At 69.4% G+C, this 22875-nt stretch carries 22 protein-coding genes, 1 rRNA gene and 1 pseudogene; 9 read left to right on the forward strand and 15 right to left on the reverse strand.

Annotated elements, in window-relative coordinates:
- A pseudogene (locus ACFY0T_RS49275) lies at window positions 1-441 on the forward strand (hypothetical protein); the annotation flags it as partial.
- A 211-nt stretch (window positions 442-652) separates the two neighbouring features.
- Here ACFY0T_RS49275 and ACFY0T_RS49280 read toward each other — a convergent pair.
- On the reverse strand, window positions 653-1723 hold the full coding sequence (locus ACFY0T_RS49280; protein ID WP_388885540.1) for an alkene reductase: 1071 nt from the start codon (window positions 1721-1723) through the stop codon (window positions 653-655).
- A gap of 111 nt (window positions 1724-1834) precedes the next feature.
- On the opposite strand from ACFY0T_RS49280, the gene ACFY0T_RS49285 reads away from it, so the two are divergent.
- Window positions 1835-2206 carry a MerR family transcriptional regulator gene (locus tag ACFY0T_RS49285; protein ID WP_388885543.1) on the forward strand — a complete coding sequence of 124 codons (372 nt, stop codon included), beginning with the start codon at window positions 1835-1837 and terminating at the stop codon, window positions 2204-2206.
- 157 nt (window positions 2207-2363) lie between these two features.
- On the opposite strand, the gene ACFY0T_RS49290 is transcribed toward ACFY0T_RS49285, so the two are convergent.
- Complete coding sequence (locus ACFY0T_RS49290) at window positions 2364-3281, reverse strand: helix-turn-helix transcriptional regulator (RefSeq protein WP_388885546.1); 918 nt, start codon at window positions 3279-3281, stop codon at window positions 2364-2366.
- A gap of 179 nt (window positions 3282-3460) precedes the next feature.
- Here ACFY0T_RS49290 and ACFY0T_RS49295 point away from each other — a divergent pair, with 179 nt between their 5' ends.
- The 4 genes from ACFY0T_RS49295 (at window position 3461) to ACFY0T_RS49310 (ending at window position 8489) form a co-directional block, all read left to right on the forward strand.
- On the forward strand, window positions 3461-4480 hold the full coding sequence (locus ACFY0T_RS49295; RefSeq protein WP_388885548.1) for an aldo/keto reductase: 1020 nt from the start codon (window positions 3461-3463) through the stop codon (window positions 4478-4480).
- Window positions 4481-4666: 186 nt separating this feature from the next.
- Window positions 4667-5413, forward strand: a complete 747-nt coding sequence (locus ACFY0T_RS49300; RefSeq protein WP_388885551.1) for an SDR family oxidoreductase — start codon at window positions 4667-4669, stop codon at window positions 5411-5413.
- Between the two features lie 255 nt (window positions 5414-5668).
- Window positions 5669-6421: a glucose 1-dehydrogenase gene (locus tag ACFY0T_RS49305; RefSeq protein ID WP_388885553.1), complete on the forward strand. Its 753-nt coding sequence runs from the start codon at window positions 5669-5671 to the stop codon at window positions 6419-6421.
- A 1603-nt stretch (window positions 6422-8024) separates the two neighbouring features.
- Complete coding sequence (locus ACFY0T_RS49310) at window positions 8025-8489, forward strand: hypothetical protein (protein WP_388885556.1); 465 nt, start codon at window positions 8025-8027, stop codon at window positions 8487-8489.
- Between the two features lie 200 nt (window positions 8490-8689).
- Here the strand turns inward: ACFY0T_RS49310 and ACFY0T_RS49315 are convergent, their stop codons facing one another.
- A complete protein-coding gene (locus ACFY0T_RS49315) occupies window positions 8690-9022 on the reverse strand; it encodes a hypothetical protein (protein WP_388885559.1) in 333 nt (110 codons plus the stop codon).
- 26 nt (window positions 9023-9048) lie between these two features.
- On the opposite strand from ACFY0T_RS49315, the gene ACFY0T_RS49320 reads away from it, so the two are divergent.
- Entirely contained in the window at window positions 9049-9438 is a 390-nt protein-coding gene (locus ACFY0T_RS49320) for a signal peptidase I (protein WP_388885562.1), read from the forward strand.
- A 74-nt stretch (window positions 9439-9512) separates the two neighbouring features.
- Here the strand turns inward: ACFY0T_RS49320 and ACFY0T_RS49325 are convergent, their stop codons facing one another.
- The 5 genes from ACFY0T_RS49325 to ACFY0T_RS49345 all read right to left on the reverse strand — a co-directional run bounded on the left by ACFY0T_RS49325 (window position 9513) and on the right by ACFY0T_RS49345 (window position 14469).
- Complete coding sequence (locus tag ACFY0T_RS49325) at window positions 9513-10454, reverse strand: recombinase family protein (protein ID WP_388885565.1); 942 nt, start codon at window positions 10452-10454, stop codon at window positions 9513-9515.
- Between the two features lie 21 nt (window positions 10455-10475).
- Window positions 10476-12194 carry a DNA repair protein RecN gene (gene recN / locus ACFY0T_RS49330; protein WP_388885589.1) on the reverse strand — a complete coding sequence of 573 codons (1719 nt, stop codon included), beginning with the start codon at window positions 12192-12194 and terminating at the stop codon, window positions 10476-10478.
- 148 nt (window positions 12195-12342) lie between these two features.
- A complete protein-coding gene (locus ACFY0T_RS49335) occupies window positions 12343-13248 on the reverse strand; it encodes an NAD kinase (protein WP_388885568.1) in 906 nt (301 codons plus the stop codon).
- A complete protein-coding gene (locus ACFY0T_RS49340) occupies window positions 13245-14060 on the reverse strand; it encodes a TlyA family RNA methyltransferase (protein ID WP_388885571.1) in 816 nt (271 codons plus the stop codon). Before ACFY0T_RS49340 ends, ACFY0T_RS49335 begins: the two co-directional genes overlap by 4 nt.
- A 7-nt stretch (window positions 14061-14067) precedes the next feature.
- Window positions 14068-14469, reverse strand: coding sequence for a hypothetical protein (locus ACFY0T_RS49345; RefSeq protein ID WP_388885592.1), 402 nt, complete (start codon window positions 14467-14469; stop codon window positions 14068-14070).
- Window positions 14470-14568: 99 nt separating this feature from the next.
- Here ACFY0T_RS49345 and ACFY0T_RS49350 point away from each other — a divergent pair, with 99 nt between their 5' ends.
- Window positions 14569-14916: an SCP2 sterol-binding domain-containing protein gene (locus ACFY0T_RS49350; protein WP_388885574.1), complete on the forward strand. Its 348-nt coding sequence runs from the start codon at window positions 14569-14571 to the stop codon at window positions 14914-14916.
- A 47-nt stretch (window positions 14917-14963) separates the two neighbouring features.
- Here the strand turns inward: ACFY0T_RS49350 and ACFY0T_RS49355 are convergent, their stop codons facing one another.
- The 4 genes from ACFY0T_RS49355 to ACFY0T_RS49370 form a co-directional block, all read right to left on the reverse strand.
- Window positions 14964-15839 (reverse strand): ABC transporter ATP-binding protein, encoded by an 876-nt coding sequence (locus ACFY0T_RS49355; protein WP_388885577.1) that lies wholly within the window; start codon window positions 15837-15839, stop codon window positions 14964-14966.
- Window positions 15800-16858 carry a FecCD family ABC transporter permease gene (locus ACFY0T_RS49360; RefSeq protein ID WP_388885580.1) on the reverse strand — a complete coding sequence of 353 codons (1059 nt, stop codon included), beginning with the start codon at window positions 16856-16858 and terminating at the stop codon, window positions 15800-15802. The genes ACFY0T_RS49355 and ACFY0T_RS49360 overlap by 40 nt, the downstream gene beginning before the upstream one ends.
- Window positions 16855-17898, reverse strand: coding sequence for a FecCD family ABC transporter permease (locus ACFY0T_RS49365; protein ID WP_388885582.1), 1044 nt, complete (start codon window positions 17896-17898; stop codon window positions 16855-16857). Before ACFY0T_RS49365 ends, ACFY0T_RS49360 begins: the two co-directional genes overlap by 4 nt.
- 241 nt (window positions 17899-18139) lie before the next feature.
- A complete protein-coding gene (locus tag ACFY0T_RS49370) occupies window positions 18140-19168 on the reverse strand; it encodes an HAD hydrolase-like protein (protein ID WP_388885583.1) in 1029 nt (342 codons plus the stop codon).
- A 72-nt stretch (window positions 19169-19240) separates the two neighbouring features.
- On the opposite strand from ACFY0T_RS49370, the gene ACFY0T_RS49375 reads away from it, so the two are divergent.
- Window positions 19241-20533, forward strand: a complete 1293-nt coding sequence (locus ACFY0T_RS49375) for a DUF1015 domain-containing protein (RefSeq protein WP_388885586.1) — start codon at window positions 19241-19243, stop codon at window positions 20531-20533.
- A 69-nt stretch (window positions 20534-20602) separates the two neighbouring features.
- On the opposite strand, the gene ACFY0T_RS49380 is transcribed toward ACFY0T_RS49375, so the two are convergent.
- From ACFY0T_RS49380 to rrf, 3 genes are all read right to left on the reverse strand, one after another.
- Window positions 20603-21451, reverse strand: coding sequence for a hypothetical protein (locus ACFY0T_RS49380; protein WP_388885595.1), 849 nt, complete (start codon window positions 21449-21451; stop codon window positions 20603-20605).
- Window positions 21343-22638 carry a hypothetical protein gene (locus tag ACFY0T_RS49385; RefSeq protein WP_388885597.1) on the reverse strand — a complete coding sequence of 432 codons (1296 nt, stop codon included), beginning with the start codon at window positions 22636-22638 and terminating at the stop codon, window positions 21343-21345. Before ACFY0T_RS49385 ends, ACFY0T_RS49380 begins: the two co-directional genes overlap by 109 nt.
- A gap of 145 nt (window positions 22639-22783) precedes the next feature.
- A 5S ribosomal RNA gene (gene rrf / locus ACFY0T_RS49390) occupies window positions 22784-22875 on the reverse strand; the annotation flags it as partial.

A 22875-nucleotide genomic window follows, 5' to 3' on the forward strand; every position in this document is an offset into this window, starting at 1 on the left:
ACTGTCAACCATCAGCTGGGACCGAAGTGTCAAGCATCTCCCGGGACCGGACAGAGAAGGGCACAACTTCGAGTTACAACTTTCTCTACTGGCTTCGAGGCCGCCACGATCGAGCGCGCCATCGCCATCGGCGAGTACTACACCACTCATGGTCTGGCGGCCTTCGACCTCATGGAGACGGACACGGACAGTGAGAGGGCCCAGCTGGTGCTCGACTGGATCCGGCGAACGAAGCTAACCAGCTTCAAAGCGCATGAACTCGTCACCGCCCGCCGCCGCGCCTTCCCGACAGTACGGAGCACGGCAGCAGCCCTCGGCCTCCTTCAAGTGCACGGCTATCTCAAAGCCACACAGCTTCCTCGAAACGGCTCTCGCGGCCAACTCCCCGCTCTCACCTACCGCGTTCACCCTTCACCCCGACCTGATGACGATGCTTTGTAATCGCCCAGCTACGGTCTGCAGTGGATCCGCCCTCGTTGACAGCCGCCCGACGGTCCCGGGTAACGACGCAGGAGCCGCGTCGGCGGTGTGCCCAGGGCACAGCAGACTCCGGAGCCCTCGATCTGGCGCTTGATCGCCTGTCGTACGTTGTTGCCCAGCCGGGCTGTGGACAGCCTTGCGGCGGGTGCAGCCCGGCCCGGGGCTCGGTGGGTCAGTGCTGGTGGCTGACGTAGTCCAGGTAACCGGCGTCGCCGCCGCCGTACCAGGTGTCGCGGTCGGCCTCGTTCAGTGGGGCGCCGATGCGCAGGCGCTCCACCAGGTCAGGGTTGGCGATGTAGGCGCGGCCGAAGCTGATCAGGTCGGCGCCGTTGGCGAGCCACTGGTCGGCCCACGCCCGGTCGGTGCAGCGCGGGCCGAACGCACCGCCCGGATTGACGATGAACGTGCTGGGCCACGCCTTGCGCAGCGCTATGAGCACATCCTCTTCGGTGGTAGCAATGGCGTGGATGTAGGCGAGACCGATCGGTGCGAGCGCGTCGGTCAGGGCCGAGTAGAGCTGCGGGACGTCGTCTTCGACCATCTCCCAGACGTGGCCCCCCGGGGAGACGCGGATGCCGACGCGGTCGGCGCCGATGGCGTCGGCGACCGCCTCGGCCACCTCGACGGCGAAGCGGATGCGGCCCGTGACGGAACCACCGTAGGCGTCGGTGCGCTGGTTGGCGTTCGAGGACAGGAACTGCTGGATGAGGTAGCCGCTCGCGCCCTGCAGTTCGACACCGTCGAAGCCCGCGTCGATCGCGCGGCGCGCCGCGTCGGCGAACGCCTGTACCTGGTCCCTGACTTCCTGCGCCGAAAGGGCGCGGGGGACGGGTGCGGGCAGAAGCCCCTTGGGGCCGGTGAACACGTCGGCGCTCAGGGCGATCGCGGACGGCGCGACAGGGTGCCGGCCAGCGATCTCGGGGTGGCTGACCCGTCCCGCGTGCAGCAGCTGGGCGAAGATCCTCCCGCCATTGGCGTGCACGGCAGTGGTCACCGTCCGCCATGCGGCAACCTGCTCGTCGTTGTGAAGTCCGGGGGTGCAGGGGGCCGACTGTCCTTGCAGGCTGGGCTGGGTGGACTCGGTGACGATCAGTCCGGCGGTGGCGCGCTGGGCGTAGTACGTCGCCATCGACGGCGTCGCCAGGCCGTCCGGCGTGGCCCGGTTCCGGGTCATCGGTGACATCACGATGCGGTTGGGAAGCTTGAGGATTCCGAGCTGGTAGCTGTCGAAAATGCTGGTCACGGTCGCTCTTTCTTGCCTCGGGAAGCGGGTCGGGTCGTTCGCGGGCTACGCTAAAACCTGACGTTGACGTCAGAGGCAAGTCCTGTGACCCAGGTCACACGGGAGGCATCGATGCGCATCGGCGAACTCGCCACGAAGGCCGGGGTCAGCGTGCGAGCCCTGCGCTACTACGAGGAGCAGAACCTGCTCGCCTCCGAGCGCAGCCCAGGTGGGCAGCGGCACTACCCGGACAGCGCGGTCAAGCACGTCCATCTGATCCAGGAGATGTACCAGGCAGGGCTGCCGAGCAAGTCGATCGCGGAAATCCTGCCGTACCTCGCGACCGGCATGGTGACGCCGCCGCTGCTCGAGCGGCTCGCGGCGGAAAGAGAGCGCATCGACCGGCAGATCAGCGCGCTGGCCGCAACCCGCGACAGGCTCGACGCCGGCATCGCCGAAGCCGCCGCGAACGCGGCCGCGGGGGCACGGTGCCGCCTTGCCTGATCGGCGTTCCTTCCGTGCAGGGCCCTGTCCCACTCGCGCAGACGCCACCAAGCCGCAGCCCGCCGCTACCGCTACCGCTACCGCTACCGCTACCAAAGAGGATCCAGCTCAGGACACGAAATCTGACTGGAGTACTGATCGATCCGAGCCCCGTCTCTCAGGCTCGCCCCGCCGCCCCACGGCCGGGCGGGCCAGGCGCACCCCTCAAGCCTCCTTCGGGCTGGATGTGCGTGCTGTCCGCGGTCCAGCTGGCAAGCAAGCGCAGGGCGTTTTCCGACGGTGATCCGGGTTCGACGGTGTACAGGCCAAGCGTCTGGTCGGGGTCACCCACGGGCGTGAAGGCTTCGAAGCCGAGGGTGAGGTCGCCGACCAGTGGGTGGTGGTAGCGCTTGGATCCGTACTTGGGCTGGTACACGTCGTGTTCCGCCCACCATCGGCGGAAGTCCCGGTCGGCGACGGACAGTTCGCCGACCAGCCGGGCGAGGTGGGGATCGCGCGGATGGTGGCTGGCGTACAGGTGCAGCATGCCCACGTTCTCGCGGGCGGTGGCGGGCCAGTCGGCGTAGAGATCGCGGGCCGCCGCGTCGAGGAACATGTAGCGGGCCATGTTCAACGCGCCGTCCGGCAGGCCCTCGAAATCACGGTAAAACGCGCGGGCCAGGTGATTCGTGGCCAGCACGTCCAGGCGGTGACCCAGAAGCAGGGCCGGAACGTCGGCGATGTTCTCCAGCACCTGCAACAGCCCGGGGCGGGCACGCTGGGCCACCCTGGCATGCGGGCGCTGCCGGGTGGGGTTGGCCAGGGCGAACAGATGGTTACGCTCGGTGTCGTTGAGTTGCAGTGCGCGAGCGACGGCGTCCAGGACGGCAGCCGAGACACTCGCGGTGCGCCCGCGTTCCAGCCGTACGTAGTAGTCCACGCTCACCCCGGCCAGCTGGGCGACTTCCTCACGCCGCAGACCAGGAACCCGGCGCACGCCCGGGTGCGGGGGAAGACCGGCTTGCTCCGGGGTGATACGGGCCCGGCGTGTCCGCAGGAAATCCCGGATATCGGGCTCGGGCACGTGCTGGCTCATGTATTTCAGGCTAGCTCTGCAAGCTGGCCCCTTCCTTGCCTGCGGGGGTACTGCCGTACCCCCCGTAGGCCGGACCCCGGGCCAAGGAGAGCTCTTCCTGGTGTTCCCGGCCGATGGTGCTCTTGATGTGTCACCCGGTGACAAGGGCCGGGACGGATACAGGCAAGGGAGAAGCACCCATGAAGCGCAGGATTCTCGGTGCCACCGGAATATCGGTGAGCGAGTTCGCTCTCGGGGCGATGAATTTCGGTGAATTCGGCAGCTCCGGAAATGCCGACCACGCGGACGCCGTCGGCATCATCCACGCGGCGCTGGACGACGGCATCAATTTCATCGACACCGCCGATGTGTATTCCGAAGGCGAGTCCGAGGCGATCGTCGGCAAAGCGCTCAAGGGCCGTCGCGATCAGGTGGTGCTGGCGACGAAGTTCGGCCTTCCGATGAGTGCGGACGCCAACCACGCCGGCGGCTCCGCGCGGTGGATCAAGCGCGCGGTCGAGGACAGCTTGCGGCGGCTGGACACCGACTACATCGACCTCTATCAAATGCACCGCCCCGACTACGACACCGACCTGGACGAGACCCTGGCGACCCTGTCCGATCTGGTCCGCGCCGGCAAGGTCCGGGCGATCGGTTCATCCACCTTTCCCGTCGAGCGCATCGTGGAGGCACAGTGGGCCGCCGAGAAGGGCGGTCACCGACGCTTCCTCACCGAGCAGCCGCGGTACTCGATCCTCAGCCGGACCATCGAGGAGGCCGTTCTGCCCACCGCTCAGCGTTACGGCATGGGCGTGCTGACCTACGCTCCCCTGTCCAGCGGCTGGCTGTCCGGCGCCGACCCGACCACGCGGGTCCGCGCCCGTATCGCGGCAGGCCAATTCGATCTCAGCGAGCCCGCCAACCAGGCCAAGGTCACGGCCGTGCGTGAGCTTGCCAAGGTGGCACAGGACGCGGGCATGCCACTGACTCATCTGGCCCTGGCGTTCGTGCGATCCCACCCGGCCGTCACATCGGTGCTCATCGGGCCGAGGACCCGCGACCAGCTGGACGGCCTGCTCGCCGGCGCCGACGTCGAACTCAGTGACGACATCCTCGACCGGATCGACGAGATTGTCGCGCCCGGCACCGCGGTCAATGCCGCCGACAATTTCGCCACCGAGCCGCCGGCCCTCCTCGACAAGCGCCTGCGCCGCCGGTGACATCCCTGGTCCGGAACGCAGGCCAGGGCCGCGGCACAACAGTCGATCGACACGTGGCCAGGGCCGCGCTCGCCGCGTGAGCACCACCCTCGACCGCCCCGGCGGAGCCGCGACCGGCCAGAAGGCACAGTCGACGGCACCGCCGTCCCACCACCTCGTACATCCCCATCCAGTTCGGAGATCATCGTGCAGTACCCCACCTCTTCCCCCGACCGCAAGATCGTCCTGGTGACCGGCGCGTCCAGCGGCATCGGCGAGGCCACTGCCCGCCACCTGGCCGCCGCCGGACACCACGTCGTCCTCGGCGCCCGGCGCACGGACCGCCTGGACCGTCTGGTCACCGAGCTCACCGAGGCCGGCCACCTGGCCGAGTCCGCGCAGCTGGACGTCACCGACCGCGACAGCGTGAAGGCCTTCGCCGACGACGTGCTCGAACGCCACGGGCGCATCGACGTCCTGGTCAACAACGCCGGCGTGATGCCGCTTTCCTTCATGGAGGAGCTGCGCGTCGACGAATGGGACCAGATGATCGACGTGAATCTGCGTGGCGTGCTGCACGGCATCGCGGCGGTCCTCCCGGCCATGCGCGAGCGCCGGTTCGGGCAGATCATCAACGTCGCCTCCACCGCCGCACACCGCGTGGACCCGACCGGAGTCGTCTACTGCGCGACGAAGTTCGCCGTACGCGCCGTGTCCGACGGCCTGCGCCAGGAGACCGCCGACATCCGCGTCACCGTCGTCAGCCCCGGCCTCACCAAGACCGAACTCACCCATTCCGGCGGCGACGACCAGCTGCAGGGCGCGGTGCGGTCAGCGCTCGAAACGGTCGGTATCGACGCCTCCGCCATCGCCCAGGCCATCGGCTACGCCATCGCCCAGCCAGCCGACGTCAACGTCAACGAGGTCATCGTCCAGGGCACTGCACAGCTCTGACGTCGTGCCGGGCGGGCCGTCCGCTCGTGCCGCCCATAGCCGCGGCACCTGCAGAGGCCACTGCTGAACCACCGGTCACCGGCTGAACGGTTTCGCTCCCGCGGCGATCGGCGGCACCTCGCTTCCCTCCGGTGCGAGGTGCCGCCGTGCCCCGGCCGCCTAGCCCTTGTCCGCGGGTGACCGCCGTGCTTCGGCGCTCCTGACCGACCACTCCGTAAAAGACAACACCCCCCTGCAACGAGAGAGATCACAATCATGACCCAGCAGTTTGCAGGCACCTCCGCGCTCGTCACCGGCGGCGGCAGCGGCATCGGACGGGCGAGCGCCCTGGCCCTGGCCGCCGAAGGAGCGCTGGTGACGGTCGCCGGCCGCACCGCAGCGACCCTGAAGGAGACCGTTCGCCTGATAGAGGCCTCCGGTGGCTCGGCCCGCTACGTGGTGGCCGACATCACCGACGAGTCCCAGGTGGAGAAAGCCGTCCAGGCCGCCGTCGCGGACACCGGCCGCCTGGACCTCGCGCTGAACAACGCGGGCTACGACGGCGAGTACCAGCTCACCAAGGACTACTCCACCGGGATGCTCGACCACATGATCGCCCTCAACGTGCGCGGCGTGTTTCTGTCGATGAAACACGAACTCCGGCACATGACGGCGCAGGGCTCCGGGGCGATCGTGAACATGTCCTCCGGTGCCGGACTGATCGGCGTCCCCGGGTACTCCGGCTACGCGGCCACCAAGGCCGCCGAGATCGCCATGACCAAGAGCTCGGCACTCGAGGCCGCACCCCACGGCATCCGCATCAACGCCGTGTGCCCCGGACTCGTGGACACGCCGATGATCGCGGCCCTGGACACGGACCAGCGTAAGTCGCTTGACACGGCCCACCCCCTGGGGCGGATCGCCCGTGCAGAGGAGATCGCCGACGCCGTGGTCTGGCTCTGCTCGGACAAGTCGAGCTTCGTCACCGGCATCGCGCTTCCCGTCGACGGCGGGTACACCGTGCCCTGACGGTCGGGCCACCCGGCACGAGCTGCTCGATCCGGAGCACGCACAGGGTTCGGCCGGGGCACCCCGACCCGCGCGGCAGGTCAGGGGCCCCGACTGCTCGCACTCCTCCCGCCGCGAGCACCCGCACCAACGCGGCGTCCGGCCGTTGATCCCCGTCTCGGCGGATCAACGATGCCGCGCCAACAGCACGAACGCATGCGGACAACGACCGCGACCAACGATGACGGAAGCCGATGCGCCATGAACGACCCGCACTTTCAAGTGACCGTTCCGACAAGCAACTCAGACCGCCCTGACCAACGCGGCTGGCATGTATTCACAGGCTGCGCAGCCTCGATGCGCGAGGCGCTGCGAAACGCACGCGAAGCCCACGACGCCGCCCTCGCTGCCTACACGGCCGGGGCCGATATCCCGTGCGAACGCACACACGGCTGGGCTGCACGAGCACTGCGTCCCGGCTGCGAACTCCATTGGCATCAGGCCACAGTCCGCGCATGGAGAGACCCTGCTGGCGGCATCCGGGCCAGCGACCTCCAGTGGCCGGACATCAGCAAATGAAGTCGAGGAGTGTGTGGCTCGCAGCGGCCGCCGAGGCACCCGCTGACTGCGAGCATCAGCTGAACGGTTCCCCTCCCGTCGCCAACGGCGGCACGGACAGGCATTGCAGCCAAGCCTCACGAGGATCACCCTCAGCGCCTCGCAGACCTCCGGTCAGAGCTACGCTCAAGGAGCCCCCACACTGGCCACGCCCTCGGCCCTGAACTACAGGCGAAACCTGCACGCCCAGGAGGCCCACATGCGATCCTGGATGGGAAAGACGCAGGTAGGAGCCGTAGGTCATAGACCCAGTTGCCCTCCTAAAGCGGTGGTCACAGGGCGAGGTCGCCGGCGGCAGCGCTGCAACGACGGCGGACAGCCGCAGCACTCGACGGCGCGGCTTAGCGGATGCGTCGATCTGGGTAGCACAGCCAAGGGCAGATTTGCTGCGTTTCGCTGAACCGGGCGGCTGAGAAGACGACTTGCGCTACGCATGCATGACCAAGCGATGGGACCCAGGCCCAGACGGAGGATCAGCATGCGGGGAAGAGAGCTGCCGTATACCAGTGCGTCTGACCAGCGTGACGCGATGGAGTACATGCAAGAGTGTTACGCAGACGAAGGTATCGACCGCTCCAGGGAGCCAGCGGTATTGGTGCGCGCCAGTGCTGCCGGTAGCCGCGAGGTCTTCCACGGTAACGAGCACTGCGGCCTCGTGGTCGGCGACGGACGACACCTAGCTGAAGCCAGTTGGATGCTGCTGGGCGATGCACGGGGTGTGAGGTATCGACCGTGCGAGCGCTGTGGATCTCCCGCATCTAGAGCTCAACTGCCTCGTACTGCCCTCGGCCGACCGTCTGATTTTCCGTCTTATTCAGCACGGTTCACAGTCGTTCAGGGAAGATCGGAGGTCAACGGCGAGTGAACGACCAACCGCCCATGAACGCAGGTGAACGCTCCTGCACCCAGCCCCGCACCCCACCACCACAGTTGGAAAGCGTGTTGGGGGTAGCCGAGTTGGTATTGCAGACCTTCCAAGGGCGACGAAGCGTGCTCTGCTTGGTGCATGGCAACCATCATCGCCAGTGCCATAGCCGTCCTGGGAACCCTGCTCGGCGCAGGAATCACTCTGGCGTTTCAGCAGCGCGCCACCGACAGAAGCCACCAGTTCACCCGTGGTGAGGGGCTCCGGCAGGAACGACTCGACGCATACTCCGCCTACGGCAGCGTGATGATCAACCTTCGCCGCTGCTTGATACACCTCTGGTTCTGCGAGCACGAACAACCGCCGTCTGAGGACGCTGAGGCTGTGCGGAACCGCGGATTTGCCCTGCGCTCCAGCGCGCAAGAGGCACTGCTCAAGGTCCAGATGCTCACGGATGACGAGACGCTGAGCCATGCCGCGGATTCCGTCCTCGACGAGGTCAACGCTCTTGCCAGGGCGGAGAGTAGAGCCCAACTCGAAGATGGCAGAGCACGGACCCGTTTCGAAATCAGACGACTCATCAGGTCAGCTAGGCAACATCTCTGAATCAGCGTCGGAGCCCCCGTTGGTGCGATCCGTCTGCCGATGCCGCACGCAGACGGATCGCACCACAAGCGCACCAGATCCAGCGGGAAGCAGGGGGGACCACGAGGGAAGCTCGGCCGTTCACCCAGGTCAGCGCCACAACTAGCCGCAAATGACCGCAGCTTCCCAAGCTGATGACAGTGGCACGAACGGTCGCCGGGTCAAATGGTGCTCTGCGCAGCCCTGGGCGACGGAGGCACTTCGAAGACCTTGAGGCCCTTAGCCAAGGCCCGGAACTCCATACTTGCGTCCACGCAGGCGAGAGTGACTTCGCCGGTCGCCATCTGCTGGACCTTGATGGCCTGGCGGATGATCTCGTCGTCGGGGATGGACAGGCGCTGATGGCCTTCATCGTCAAGAAGCACCTCAACGGTCACCTTGTTCCGGACCGGGGCGGGAAAGGTTTGCCCAGCGGCACGATGCTTCTCTCGGAGGCGCTTGAGAACCTTGCTGGGATTCCTAGTATCCGTCGCGGATGGGTTGATCATGCTCACGCAGCCCGCTGCTAGTGTCCGGGTGCGTGGATGGATGCGTGTACGTGGGGAACGCCGGCAAGGACGCAGCGCTCGACCGGGGTTGGCTCCTGGGGCACTTCAAAGGTGCTGGCGACCCTCGGCACAGTTCGGCCGTGGAGATCAAATGGGGCGTTCACCCGTGCGGTGATGAGCGAGCAGAGTGGGTGAAGGGCGAGGAACGAACAGCTCTCCTGGTCCTCATCAGCGGGCGCTTCCGCGTTGACTTCCGCGGCCGCAGTGTCCTCTTGGAACAACAGGGTGACTACGTCGTGTGGGGGCACGGAATCGATCACTCCTGGTTCGCCGAGGAAGAATCAGTCGTGTTGACAGTTCGGTGGCCCTCCGTGGCCGGTTATGCGGTGTCGCAGACGGATCCGGCACCAGGGCACGGCTGACCTCAAACACTGGGCACAATCACACGCGAAGCAAGATTTTTTCGACGTTCGCGGATCTACCTGCGATGCGCTTCCTAGTCGAGCGGGTTCGGCTCGATGTCCACTCGATCGGTGTCGAACACCCTGCCCTTCAACGTCGGTGGGCGGACGATCACAGCAGCGAACAGGAACCGATAGATCGCGTTCATGCGCGCGTGTTCCTCGCCGCTCTCCAGCCTCGTCCAGTTGGCTTCGGCCTCTGGTCCGGCGATTCCCTCCAGGACAGTGATCGGCCGCTTGACGGTCCTCCGTTGCCGCTCCTTCATGCGTTTGATGATCGGCGCTCGCATGGCCTGGAAGTCGGCGGTCGTGAAGTCGTCATCGTTGAGCCACAACTCCTTCAGTTCCTGCAGCTTGGCCCGGTCCCTCTCGTCCGCGACCACGTCAGCTTCCGCGCGCGTGGTCGTGGCGGGCTCGTAACCCGAGGTGTCCAGCTTGGTCAGCACCTTGATCGCCACGTCGCGGACGAATTCTTCGAGGGGTTCTGCCAGAATCGAGCGATTACATTTCCGCTGATCGGTGGCATCGGCATTGGTGCACCGGTAGTTCGCACGCCTGCCGCCGTGCGAACCAGCCATGCGTGCACCACATGCGCATGCCACTACTCCGCGCAGAAGGTAATACCGGCTCGGCCGCTTCTGCTTGCCCTTGGCGCGCGCGGCTCGAAACTCCCTGAACCGTTGGACCTCGTCCCACTGGCCACGGTCGATGATGGCGGGCCACGCTCCGACTCCCACCTCTACGCCCCGGTGGATCCGGATGCCAGCCACAAAGTTGGACGACAGCACATGGCGAACGTTCTCAGGCTGCCATGGCTTTCCCTTGGCTGTGGGGATTGAACGTGCAATGAGGTCCTGAGCGATCCCCTCCGGTGATTCACCATCCAGGTAGCGGCGGAAGACCTCGCGCACGATCTCCGCCTCCTTCTCGATGACCGCACGGCCGTCGCTGGTGTAGCCGTACGGACGATGGCCCACATGGGGCTCGCCCCCCGGCAGCTAGCCGTCCGCCCGCGCCGTCGCCAGCAACTCCTCCGCGTGCGCCCGAGCCGTCTCCGAGTCCTCCTGCCCGGCGAGCATCCGGGACAGCTCACGGATCCGGTCCTCGCCCTCGAGGACCTTCACCCCGGACCGGGTCACCGACCCGTCATTCGTCTTCTCCACCAGCAACTGCCGGTCGGCAAAGGCAGCCACCTGCGGCAGATGCGTCACCACGACAACCTGCGCGGTCTTGGCGAGCCGGGCCAGCCGCCGCCCGATCTCGACCGCCGCCTTGCCGCCGACACCCGCGTCGACCTCGTCGAACAGATACGTCGGCACAGGATCCGTACCCGCGAAGACGACCTCCACGGCAAGCATCACGCGCGAGAGCTCACCGCCCGACGCCCCCTTGGCGATGGGCCGCGGCGGCGCCCCGGGATGCGGGGCGAGCAGCAGCTCGACCTCGTCGGCGCCCGCCGGGCCGTACGCCACCGTGCGCCCGGCGACCTCCACGCCCTCCGGGTCGTCGGTCTGCCGGATCTCGAACGACACGCGCGCGTGCGGCATGGCGAGCGAGGCCAGCTCGGCGGTCACGGCGGCGGCGAACCGCTCGGCGGCCTCCGTACGGGCATCCGTCAACCCCTGGGCGAGCCCGCCCAGTTCGGTCCGCAGCGCGTCCCGCTCGGCGGTCAGCTCGTCGATCCGCTCGTCGTCGCCGTCGAGTTCGGTGAGCCGCGCGGCGCTCTGCTCGGCCCACGCCAGCACGGCGTTGATGTCCTCGCCGTACTTGCGGGTCAGCTGGGTGAGCGCGGCCCGGCGCTCCTCGACCGCCGCGAGCCGCAGCGGATCGGCGTCCAGATCGTCGGCGTACCCCGCCAGTTCGCCCGCCACATCGCCCAGCAGAATCCCGATCTCCCCGATCCGCCCGGACAGCGCGGCCAGGGCGGAGTCGTGAGACCGTACGGCCTCCAGGGCCCGGTGCGCCCCCGCGACAAGCGTGGTGGCGTCGATGCCCTCCGGGTCCTCGGGATTGCCCGCGAGCGCGGCGTGCGCGGCCGTGGCGGCCGACGCGAGCGCCTCTGCGTGGCCGAGGCGCTCGGCCTCGGCGGCCAGCTCCACGTCCTCGCCCGCCCGCGGCTCGACCGCCTCGATCTCGTCGAGCCCGAAGCGCAGCATGTCGGCTTCCTGGGCGCGTTCACGCGCGCGCGTGGTGATCTCGTCCAGCTCGGCCGAGATCGCCCGCAGCCGTCGGTAGGCGCCCGCGTACTTGGCGAGCGGCACGGCGACCGCGTCGCCCGCGTACCGGTCGAGGGCCTGCCGCTGCCGGGACAGCTTGAGCAGTCCTTGCTGGTCGGTCTGGCCGTGCACGGCGACGAGCTCGTCGGCGAGTTCGGCGAGCACGCCCACCGGCACGGAACGCCCGCCCAGGTGTGCCCGCGAGCGCCCCTCGGCCGAAACGGTACGGCTGATCAGCAGCGCCCCGTCGTCGAGTTCGGCTCCGGCCTCCTCGGCCCGTACGACGGCCGTCCCGCCCGTGGGCATGGCGATCCGCCCTTCCACGACGGCGTTCTTGGCGCCGATCCGTACGAGCGCCGGGTCGGCGCGCCCGCCCAGCAGCAGCCCGAGGCTGGTGACCACCATCGTCTTACCCGCACCGGTCTCACCGGTCACGGCGGTGAAACCGGGCGACAGCTCGACGACCGCGTCGTCGATGACTCCGAGCGACCGTATCCGCATCTCCTCCAACACGGACACGACCTTACGAGGTCGGGGCCCGGCTGTGCGACGGGCCCCGCCCCGCTGCTGCGAAGGCGCAGGTGACAAGGTCCCACAAAGAGGCCATTGTCACCCGCGGGAGTGGGCTGCCGTACAAGCCGTCGTACGCCTAGTGCGGCGCCCCGCGCCACCCCGAAACCGGCAGCGCGAACTTGGCGACGAGCCGGTCGGTGAAGGACGCATGGTGCAGCCGAGCCAACCGCACCGGTACGGCGCCGCGCCGCACCTCCACCCGCGCCCCCGGCGGCAGCTCCACCGTCCGCCGCCCGTCGCACCACAGCACGCCCGGCTGGATGTGCGGCAGCACCTCCACGGCGAGCACGGAGTCCGGCGAGGTCACCAGCGGCTTGGCGAACAGCGCGTGCGCACTGATCGGAACCATGAGCAGCGCCTCGACCTCGGGCCACACCACGGGCCCGCCCGCCGAGAAGGCGTACGCCGTCGACCCCGTCGGCGTCGACAGCACGATTCCGTCGCAGCCGAACCCGGTCACCGGTCGCCCGTCGATCTCCAGCACGACTTCCAGCAGCTTCTCGGCGCCCGCCTTCTGCACGGCCGCCTCGTTCAGCGCCCAGTCGGTGTGCACGATGTCACCGTTGCTGTGCACGACGACGTCGACGGTCATGCGCTCCTCGACCTCGTACGCTTTGGTGACGACCCGGTCGACGACCTTGTCGAGGTCGTCGCGCTCGGCCTCCGCGAGGAAGCCGACGCGTCCGAGGTTGACGCCCAGCATCGGCACCCCGGAGGCGCGGGCGAACTCGGCGCCGCGCAGCAGCGTGCCGTCACCGCCGAGCACGATCAGCAGTTCGCAGCCGTCGAGGCACTGCGGAGTCGCCTCCTTGACCAGCTCCACCTGGCCCGGCAGCGGCAGATCGGCCGCCTCCGCCTCCAGGACCCGTACGCCGATCCCGGAGCGCAGCAGCCCCTGGACGACCAGCTCGGCGCTGCGGATGGCTGCCGGCCGCCCGGTGTGGGCCAGCAGGAAAACAGTACGAGCTCGGGTCTGTGTCAACGCGGCCCCTCCGCCACTGCACGGTCAACGTCGGCCGGGTCGAGTTCGGGTGCCCCGGCACGCAGCCACAGAAAGTACTCGACGTTGCCCGAGGGTCCGGGCAACGGGCTTGCGGTCACACCCTGCACTCCGAGCCCCAGCTGCCGGGCTCGCTCGGCCACTGCGCGCACGGCTTCGGCGCGCAGTTCGGGACTGCGTACGACACCGCCGCTCCCCAGCCGTTCCTTCCCCACCTCGAACTGCGGTTTCACCATCATCACCAGGTCGGCATCCGGCGCCGCGCACCGCACCAGGGCGGGCAGCACCAGTCCGAGCGGGATGAAGGACAGATCCCCGACGACAAGATCCACGGGCTCCCCATCGATCGCCTCCAACGTCAACTCGCGTACGTTCGTACGGTCCTTGACGGTGACGCGTTCATCGCTCTGAAGAGACCAGGCGAGTTGTCCGTAGCCGACGTCCACGGCCACGACATGGGCGGCGCCCGCGCGCAGCAGTACGTCGGTGAAGCCTCCGGTGGACGCGCCGGCGTCCAGCGCGCGCCGGCCCTCGACCTTCAGGCCCTGCGGTACGAAGGCCTTCAGGGCGCCCGCGAGCTTGTGTCCGCCGCGCGAGACGTAGTCGGGGTCGCTGTCGTCCTGGGTGACGACGATCGCGGCCGCGGTCTCCACCTGCGTGGCGGGCTTGGTCGCGAGGGTCTTGCCGACGGTGACCCTTCCCGCGGCGATCAGCTGGCTGGCGTGCTCGCGCGAGCGGGCGAGCTTCCGGCGGACCAGCTCGGCGTCGAGGCGGCGGCGTGCCACTCCTGCCACGTTCGGTTCAGCTCCTGCGGTCGTACGTCGAATGGGACTGGTGGCCCGAAGGGCCTCGTTGAGGGGTGGTGGTCGGGTGACGGGCGGGAACCGGAGGTCCCGGGCGGGCGTCGAGCGCGGTGAGCGCGTCGCGCAGCCCCCGATGTACATCCTCGTACACCTCGACGTGTCCGTCCGTGGCGAGGTGGTCGGCGTCGGCCAGCCGGTCGAGCTGGGCGTCGACGTCGGCGTTGCCCGTGGGGGTGCGGTCGACGTTCAGCGGGGCCGGGGCGGCGGGGTCGTACGCGGGTTCGACCGCGAGCCCGGCATCCGGCTGCCCGTCCGGCTCGGGTCCGACCGCGAGCCCGGCGTCCGACTCAACCTCCGGCTCGGGTCCGACCGCGAGCTCCGGCTCCGCCCTCTCCCGCATGGGCTCCGCGACCGCCACCACCGGCGGGACCTCGGCCTCAGGAACTGTGTCGCTCATGCCCCGACGCTACCGCGAAGCGCTGGGGTACCGTCGATCACGATGGCGACGATTGAGGAGTGCCGCACCGCACTCGACAAGCTCTCTGACAATCTGGCGGGCGCCGAAGGGGACGTACGCAGCGCTGCGGCCCTGGACCGCTCGCTGAGCTGCTGTATCACCGACCTCGACATCACCTTCGTGGGCCGGCTCAAGGACGGCCGGATCGAGGTGCTCGAGACGCTCCAGGGCCCGCCCCGCGAAAGAGCCCAGATCCGGCTCACCATGAAGGGCGACGACCTGGTCTCGATGGTGAACGGCGAGCTGAACTTCGCGAAGGCCTGGGGCTCGGGCCGGGTGAAGCTGGAGGCGGGCCTGCGCGACCTGTTCCGGCTCAGGACCCTGCTCTAGCCCTCGGTCACCGCTGGCTCTCAGTCACCGCCACGTCCAGCCCTCTGTCACCGCTGGCTCTCAGTCACCGCCACGCGGGCCCTGCGCGCCGCCGGCACCACAAGCGGCGTCCCCGTCTCCGGGTCGTCGATGACCTGGCAGCGCAGCCCGAAGACCTCCTCGACCAGCTCGGCCGTGACGATGTCGTTCGGCGCGCCCTCGGCGATGACCTGGCCGTCGCGCAGGGCGATGAGGTGGGTGGCGTACCGGGCCGCGTGGTTGAGGTCGTGCAGCACGGCGACCAGGGTGCGGCCCTGCTCCTCGTGGAGCACGGCGCAGAGGTCGAGCACATCGATCTGGTGCTGGATGTCGAGGTAGGTGGTCGGCTCGTCGAGGAGCAGCAGCGGGGTCTGCTGGGCGAGTGCCATCGCGATCCACACGCGTTGCCGCTGACCACCCGACAATTCGTCGACATAGCGATCGGCGAGCTCGGCGACCCCGGTCGAGGCCATCGACTCCTGCACGACCCGCTCGTCCTCCGTCGACCACTGGCGCAGCAGCCCCTGGTGCGGATAGCGGCCCCGGCCGACCAGGTCGCCGACCGTGATCCCGTCGGGTGCGATCGACGACTGCGGCAGCAGCCCCAGCGTCCGCGCGACCTTCTTCGCCGGCATCGACTGGATGACCTGCCCGTCGAGCAGCACCCGCCCCTCGGAGGGCTTGAGCATGCGCGAAAGGGCGCGCAGCAGCGTGGACTTGCCGCAGGCGTTCGGGCCGACGATCACGGTGAAGGAGTTGTCGGGGATCTCCACCGACAGCTTCTCCGCGATGACGCGCTGGTCGTATCCGAGGGTGACGTTGTCGGCGGACAGGCGGTTCACAGTCGTAGCGCTCCTCTTGGTGTTCAAATCCGGCCTGCCTTGCGCTCGGTGACGAGGAGCCACAGCAGATAGACCCCGCCGAGGACTCCGGTGACGACGCCGACGGGCAGCTGGTCGGCGCCGAAGGCCCGCTGCGAGGCCAGGTCCGCGACGATCAGCAGGGTGGCACCCATGCACATCGACGGCACCAGGTTCGGTCCGGGCGACCGGGTCAGCCGCCGGGCGAGCTGCGGCGCGGTGAGCGCGACGAAGCCGACCGGCCCCGCGGCCGCGGTGGCACCCGCGGTGAGCAGCACCGCGGACAGCATCAGCAGCAGCCGCGTCCGCTCGACGCGCACTCCGAGGGCGTACGAGACGTCGTCGCCCATCTCCATCATGCGCAGCCCCCGCGCGTTGCCCAGGACGAGCGGTACGAGGACGGCGCACATGATGAGCAGGGGCCAGACCTGGTCCCAGTCACGGCCGTTGAGCGAGCCGGTCATCCAGACGACCGCGCGGGCCGCGTCGACGATGTCGGCCTTGGTGAGCAGATAGCCGTTGACGGCCGTGACGATCGCGGAGACACCGATACCGACCAGGACCAGTCGATAACCGTGCACTCCCCGCTTCCACGCGAGCAGATAGATCGCGAGCCCGGTCGCGAGTCCGCCGATCAGCGCCCCGAGGGCGACCTGGTTCGCGCTTCCGGAGAACAGCACGATCATGATGAGCGCGCCGGCCGTCGAGCCCTGCCCGAGGCCGAGCACGTCCGGACTGCCCAGCGGATTGCGGGAGATGGACTGGAAGAGCGCCCCGCCGAGTCCGAGCGAGGCCCCCACCAGCAGCCCGACGAGGACACGCGGCAGCCGCAGGTCGTTGACGATGAACTCCTGGCCCGCGTCGCCGTTGCCGACCAGCGTCTTGAGGACGTCGACGGCCGGGATCGGGAAGTCGCCGGTGCCGATCAGCACCACGCTCGCGGCGAGCACGGCCATCAGCAGCAGCACGACGACGGTGAACGCCCGGACGTCGAGCCGCACGGAGAGGCCGCCCCGCGTACGGACCGCGCGGACGGCGGATGCCGGCTTGGGTGTGGTCGTCACAGCTGCGCCGTCCTCCGCCGTCGTACGAGGTAGATGAAGACCGGGCCGCCCAGGACCGCGGTGACGATGCCGACCTGCAGCTCCGCGGGCCGGGCCACCATCCGCCCGACGACATCGGCGCCGAGCAGCAGCACGGGCGACAGGACGGTGGCGTACGGCAGGATCCAGCGCAGGTCGGGCCCGGTGAAGGACCGTACGACGTGTGGGACCATCAGCCCGACGAACACGATCGGCCCGCAGGCGGCGGTCGCGGCGCCGCAGAGCACGGTCGCGGCCGCCATGGACAGCGCGCGGGTCCGGTTCAGGTTGGCGCCGAGCGCGCGGGCGGTGTCGTCGCCCATGGCCACTGCGTTCAGCGGCCGTGCGAGGGCCAGCGCGATGATCGTGCCGACGGCCAGGAACGGCAGCACCTGCTTGATGGTCGAGTCGGTGGCCGAGGCCAGCGAACCGACCGTCCAGAAGCGCATCTTGCCGAGCGCGGCGTCGTCCATGATCATCACGGCCTGGAGATAGCCGTAGAGGGCGGCACTGATCGCGGTGCCCGCGAGCGCGAGCCGTACCGGCGTCGCACCCCGGCTGCCGCCCAGAAACCAGACCAGCGCCCCCACCGCGGCCGCCCCGAAGAAGGCGAACCACACATAGCCGCTCAGACTCGTGACGCCGAAGTACGTGATGGCGGTGACGACCGCGGCGGACGCGCCCGCGTTGATGCCGAGCAGCCCGGGATCGGCCAGCGGATTGCGGGTGAGCGCCTGGAGGACGGCACCGGACAGCCCGAGCGCGGCGCCGACCAGCAGTCCGAGGACGGTACGGGACATCCGGTCGGCGACCACGACGTCGGCGTACGTCCCCGAGTCGTGGAACAGGCCGTGCCAGACCTGCTCCAGCGGCAGCGCCTTCGCACCGATCGCGATGCTCGCCAGGGCGACGAGCACCAGGACGCCCACCGACGCGAGGAGCCCAACGGCACGTATCGCCCGGCGGCTTGGGGGCGCGGGGGCGGTCGCCGCGCGCTGTTCGGGAGGACTGTCGACCAACACGAGGTTAGGTTAGCCTACCCTCGCATTAGGACCCGATCCCTGTCTCCGCTCCTCTCGCCGCTCCTCTCACGTGAGCCGGCCGCGTCGCCACGCCGACTCCTCTCACGGCTCTTGTCACCGCTGATGAGCCGCCCGGGAACCCAGGTAAGCACAGGAAGGATCCCAGGAACCCAGGCAGGCACTCCGAGCGGGCCACAGCTCAGGCAGGGTACTCAGAGCAGCTCACAGCCCAGGCAGGACCTCAAAGCCCCAGCCGCGCCAGCGCCTTCCCCCCGTCCAGCTCGCAGCTGCCCTCCCCGGCCGCCGTCCACGCCGCCGCACACAGCGCCCGCAGCCCATCGAGAGCCTCGCCGTCACCTTCCAGCTCAAGCCGCTCGCTCCCGGCCGTGGCGGTCCAGCCGCCGCAGCGGAACCCGCCGCCCGCCTCGACGACCTCCGGCTGCCCGGTGAGCAGACCGCGCAGATCCGCGTCCACGTACGTCGGCCGGTGCTGCGGCGGCGCCGCGAGGAGCTGCGCGCCATCCGTCACGCCGGTGAGTACGAGCAGCGAGTCCACCTCGCCGTTGAACGCGCCCTCGATGTCCGTGTCCAGCCTGTCGCCCACCACCAGAGGCCGCTTCGCCCCGGTCCGCAGGATCGTCTCGCGGTGCATCGGCGGCAGCGGCTTGCCCGCCACCTGCGGCTCGGCGCCGGTGGCAATGCGGACGACCTCTACCGCCGCGCCGTTCCCCGGAGCGATTCCGCGGGCGCTCGGGATCGTCAGGTCGGTGTTGGACGCGAACCACGGCACCCCGCGGGCGATGGCGTAGCACGCCTCCGCGAAGCGCCCCCAGGTGAGGCCGGCGCCGCCGAACCCCTGGACGACCGCCGCCGGGTCGTCGTCGGCCGACTCGACCGGCTCCAGCCCGCGCTCGCGCAGCGCGACCCGGAGCCCGTCCCCGCCGATGACCAGCACGCGCGAGCCGGCTGGCACCTGTTCGCTGATGAGCCGGGCAGCAGCCTGAGCCGAGGTGATGACGTCAGAGGCCGCCGTCGGTACGCCCAACTCGCTGAGGTGCTCGGCCACCACGTCCGGCGTCCGCAGCGCGTTGTTCGTGACGTACGCCAGATGCATCCCACCCGAGCGGGCCATTCCGAGGGACTCGACGGCGTACGTGATCGCGATGCCGCCCGCGTACACCACCCCGTCCAGATCGAGCAGCGCCGTGTCGTATGCCTCGCTCAGGGCCTGGCCACTGCCCTCGGGCCGCGTCCTGACGGTCTGGCTCATTACACATCGCTCCTCGTTCGATCGCTTTCCCCCGATCATCGCGCATCCCACTGACACACTTACGATGCCTCAATGAACTATGCAGGTCCCGCGGAGGAGACACCGGCGCGCAGCGGCCTCGAACTGACCCCGTTCCGGGGCCTGCGCTACGACCCCGACCGGGTCGGCAGCCTGGCCGCCGTGACATCCCCGCCGTACGACGTCGTCGTACGGCCCGACGGACTGCTCGAACTCGAATCCGCCGATCCCCACAACATCGTCCGGCTGATCCTTCCCCAGGACGGCACACCCACCGCCCGCAACCAGCAGGCGGCCGAAACCCTGCAGCGCTGGCAGTCGGAAGGCGTCCTGACGACCGACCCCGAACCGGGCCTCTACGTCTACGAGCAGCGCCACGGCGACCTGCTGCAACGCGGCGTCATCGGCGCCCTGCGCCTATCGGAGCCCGCGGACTGCGTCGTCCTCCCGCACGAGGACGTGATGCCCCACGTCATCGCGGACCGTGCGGACTTGATGCGCGCCACCTCCGCCAACCTCGAACCCCTGCTGCTGACCTACCGCGGCAACGGTGCCCGGGTCGGCACGGCCGCCGTCATCGAGCGCGCCGCCGAACGCCCTCCGCTGCTGTCGACGACCACGGAGGACGGATTCAGCCACAGTCTGTGGGCGGTCACCGACCCGGCCGAGCTGGCCGAGATCCAGACAGATCTCCGCCACCACCAGGCGCTCATCGCCGACGGCCACCACCGCTGGGCCACCTATCTGCGGCTGCGCGCCGAGCACCCCACCCCCAGCCCCTGGGACTACGGCCTGGTCCTCCTGGTGGACACGGCCCGCTATCCGCTCCGCGTCCGCGCGATCCACCGTCTGCTGCCCCGCCTGCCGGTCGCGGACGCGCTGGCCGACCTAGGGGACTCCTTTCGTGTACGCCGCCTCGACGTACCCCTCGCCGAGGCCTTGCAGGCCCTCTCCGAAGCGGCCGCCGAGGGAAACGCCTTCCTCCTTGCCGGCGATGGCGCCTTCCACCTGGTCGACCGCCCGGACCCAGACCTCCTCGCCCGTACGATCCCGGCCGACCGCCCCGAGGCCTGGCGCACCCTGGACGCGACGGTCCTGCACGCCACGCTCCTCGACCACGTCTGGGGCATTCCGGAGGACTCGCCCTCGCACATCGCGTACATCCACGACACGACCGCCACGGTCGAGAAGGCGGAGCGCGACGGCGGTACGGCCGTCCTGATGCACCCGGTCCGCGAGGAGGTCGTACGCGACCTCGCCCGCCAGGGCGTCACGATGCCCCGCAAGTCGACATCGTTCGGCCCGAAGCCGGCGTCCGGGCTGGTGCTGCGCACACTCGCGCTCTGAAACGCCGACGGGCGGCGGGACTCCTTCCGGAATCCCGCCGCCCGTCAGTTTCGCGGTACGCCTTAGACGTCAACTCTGAGGAGCGTCGTCCTCGGAACCGTCTTCTTCGTCGTCGACGGGGCCCTGCGCGGCCTCGGCAGCCTCGTCCTCGTCGTCGCCCTTGTCCTCAACCTCGAACTTGGTCTCGGTCTCGGTCTCGATCGCCGTCGCGCCCTCGTCCGCGTCCTCTTCCGCGTCCTCGACGAGCGCGTCGACGAACTCGACGCCGTCCAGCTCCGCGAGCCGGTCGGAGGCGTCCGTGCTGCCGTCCTTGTCGGACTCGACAGCCTTGGCGAACCACTCGCGCGCCTCGCCCTCACGGCCGACGGCGAGGAGCGCGTCGGCGTACGCGTAGCGCAGTCGCGCGGTCCAGGGCTGTACGGAGTTCGAGGCGAGCTCCGGGCTCTGGAGGGTCACGATGGCGGCCTCCAGCTGCCCCATGTCCCGCCGCGCACCGGCGGCCACGAGCCGCATCTCGACCTGACCGGCCTTGTCCAGCTTCTGCACCTCGGGCGCGCCGGCCATGTCCAGCGCCTTCTCGGGCCGGCCCAGACCGCGCTCACAGTCCGCCATGACGGGCCACAGCTCCACGCTGCCCGTCATCCGCCGCGCGGCCCGGAACTCGGCGAGCGCCTCGCTGTACTTCTGGTTCGCGTACGCGGCGAAACCGGCCGCCTCGCGTACGGCGGCGACGCGCGACGCCAGCCGCAGGGCAATCTTCGAGTACGCGTACGCACCCTCGGGGTCCTCGTCGATGAGCCGAGCGACCATCACCAGGTTCCGGGAGACATCCTCGGCAAGCCCCTTGGGCAGGCTCTGGAGCTCCTGCCGTACGTCCTTGTCGATCTCCTCGCCGGTGACGTCATCAGGGATCGGCAGCCGCTTGATCGGCTCACGGTCACGGTCCCGCTCGTCGCGGAAACGTCCGCCCCCGCGCCGGTCGTCGCCGCGCCGGTCGTCGCCCCTACGGTCGTCACGACCACGGAAGCCACCGGGGCGCCCGCCCCTGTCGTCACGGCGCGGGCCACCGCGTCCGCGCTCGTCACGGCCACGGAAGCCGCCGCCCCGGCTGTCGTCACGGCGGTCATCACGTCGGTCATCACGTCGGTCGTCGCGGCGGAAAGCCGGACGGTCACCTTCGCGGCGGTCGTCACGCCGGAAGTCGCCGCGGTCGTCGCGACGGAAGCCACCACGGTCGCCACTGTCACGACGGTCATCGCGACGGAAACCGCCACGGTCATCGCCCCGACGATCGTCACGCCGGTCATCCCGCCGATCGTCACGGCGGAAGCCACCGCGGTCACCACTGTCACGACGGTCATCGCGACGGTCGTCGCGGCGGAAGCCACCACGGTCGTCATCGCGCCGCGGGCCGCTGGGCCGGTCGTCACGACGGAAGGCCGGACGGTCGCCGTCGCGCCGGAAGCCACGGTCGCGGTCGCGGTCATCGCGACGGAAGCCACCACGGTCGCCACTGTCACGACGGTCATCGCGACGGAAACCGCCACGGTCATCGCCCCGACGATCGTCACGCCGGTCATCCCGCCGATCGTCACGACGGTCGTCACGGCGGAAGCCACCGCGGTCACCACTGTCACGACGGTCATCGCGACGGTCGTCGCGGCGGAAGCCACCACGGTCGTCATCGCGCCGCGGGCCGCTGGCGCGGTCGTCACGACGAAACGCGGGACGGTCGCCGTCGCGCCGGAAGCCACGGTCACGGTCACGGTCGTCGCGGCGCGGGCCGCTGGGGCGGTCGTCGCGCCGGAACGCCGGACGGCCTCCGCGATCGCCTTCGCGCCGGTCATCACGGCCACGGAAACCGCCGCCACCGCGGCTGTCATCACGACGGCTGTCATCGCGGCGGAAGCCACCGCGGTCCCCGCCTCGATCACCGCCTCGATCACCGCCTCGGTCACCGTCACGGCGGTCATCACGGCGGTCGTCACGCCGGCCGTAGCCGCCACGGTCGGCGCCACCCCGGTCGCTGTCACGGCGGGGGCCCCCGCGGTAGCCGCCGCGGTCACCACTGTCCCGGCGGCGCTGATCGCGCTCCGGTCGCTCATCGGGAGAGTTGGTGGACATGGGTGACTCCTGTCTTCGGTACCGCAAAGTCATTCTCGCGCAGCCAGGTACCCGGCGCGCTTCGTAAAAACAAAAAAGGACCTCTGGTCCCAGCGAGTCGCTGGGACCAGAGGTCCTCCAAAGATTGTTCGGCGGCGTCCTACTCTCCCACAGGGTCCCCCCTGCAGTACCATCGGCGCTGTGAGGCTTAGCTTCCGGGTTCGGAATGTAACCGGGCG

Origin of the sequence: Streptomyces sp. NPDC001530, from assembly GCF_042894545.1 — a bacterium.
Lineage (GTDB): Bacteria > Actinomycetota > Actinomycetes > Streptomycetales > Streptomycetaceae > Streptomyces.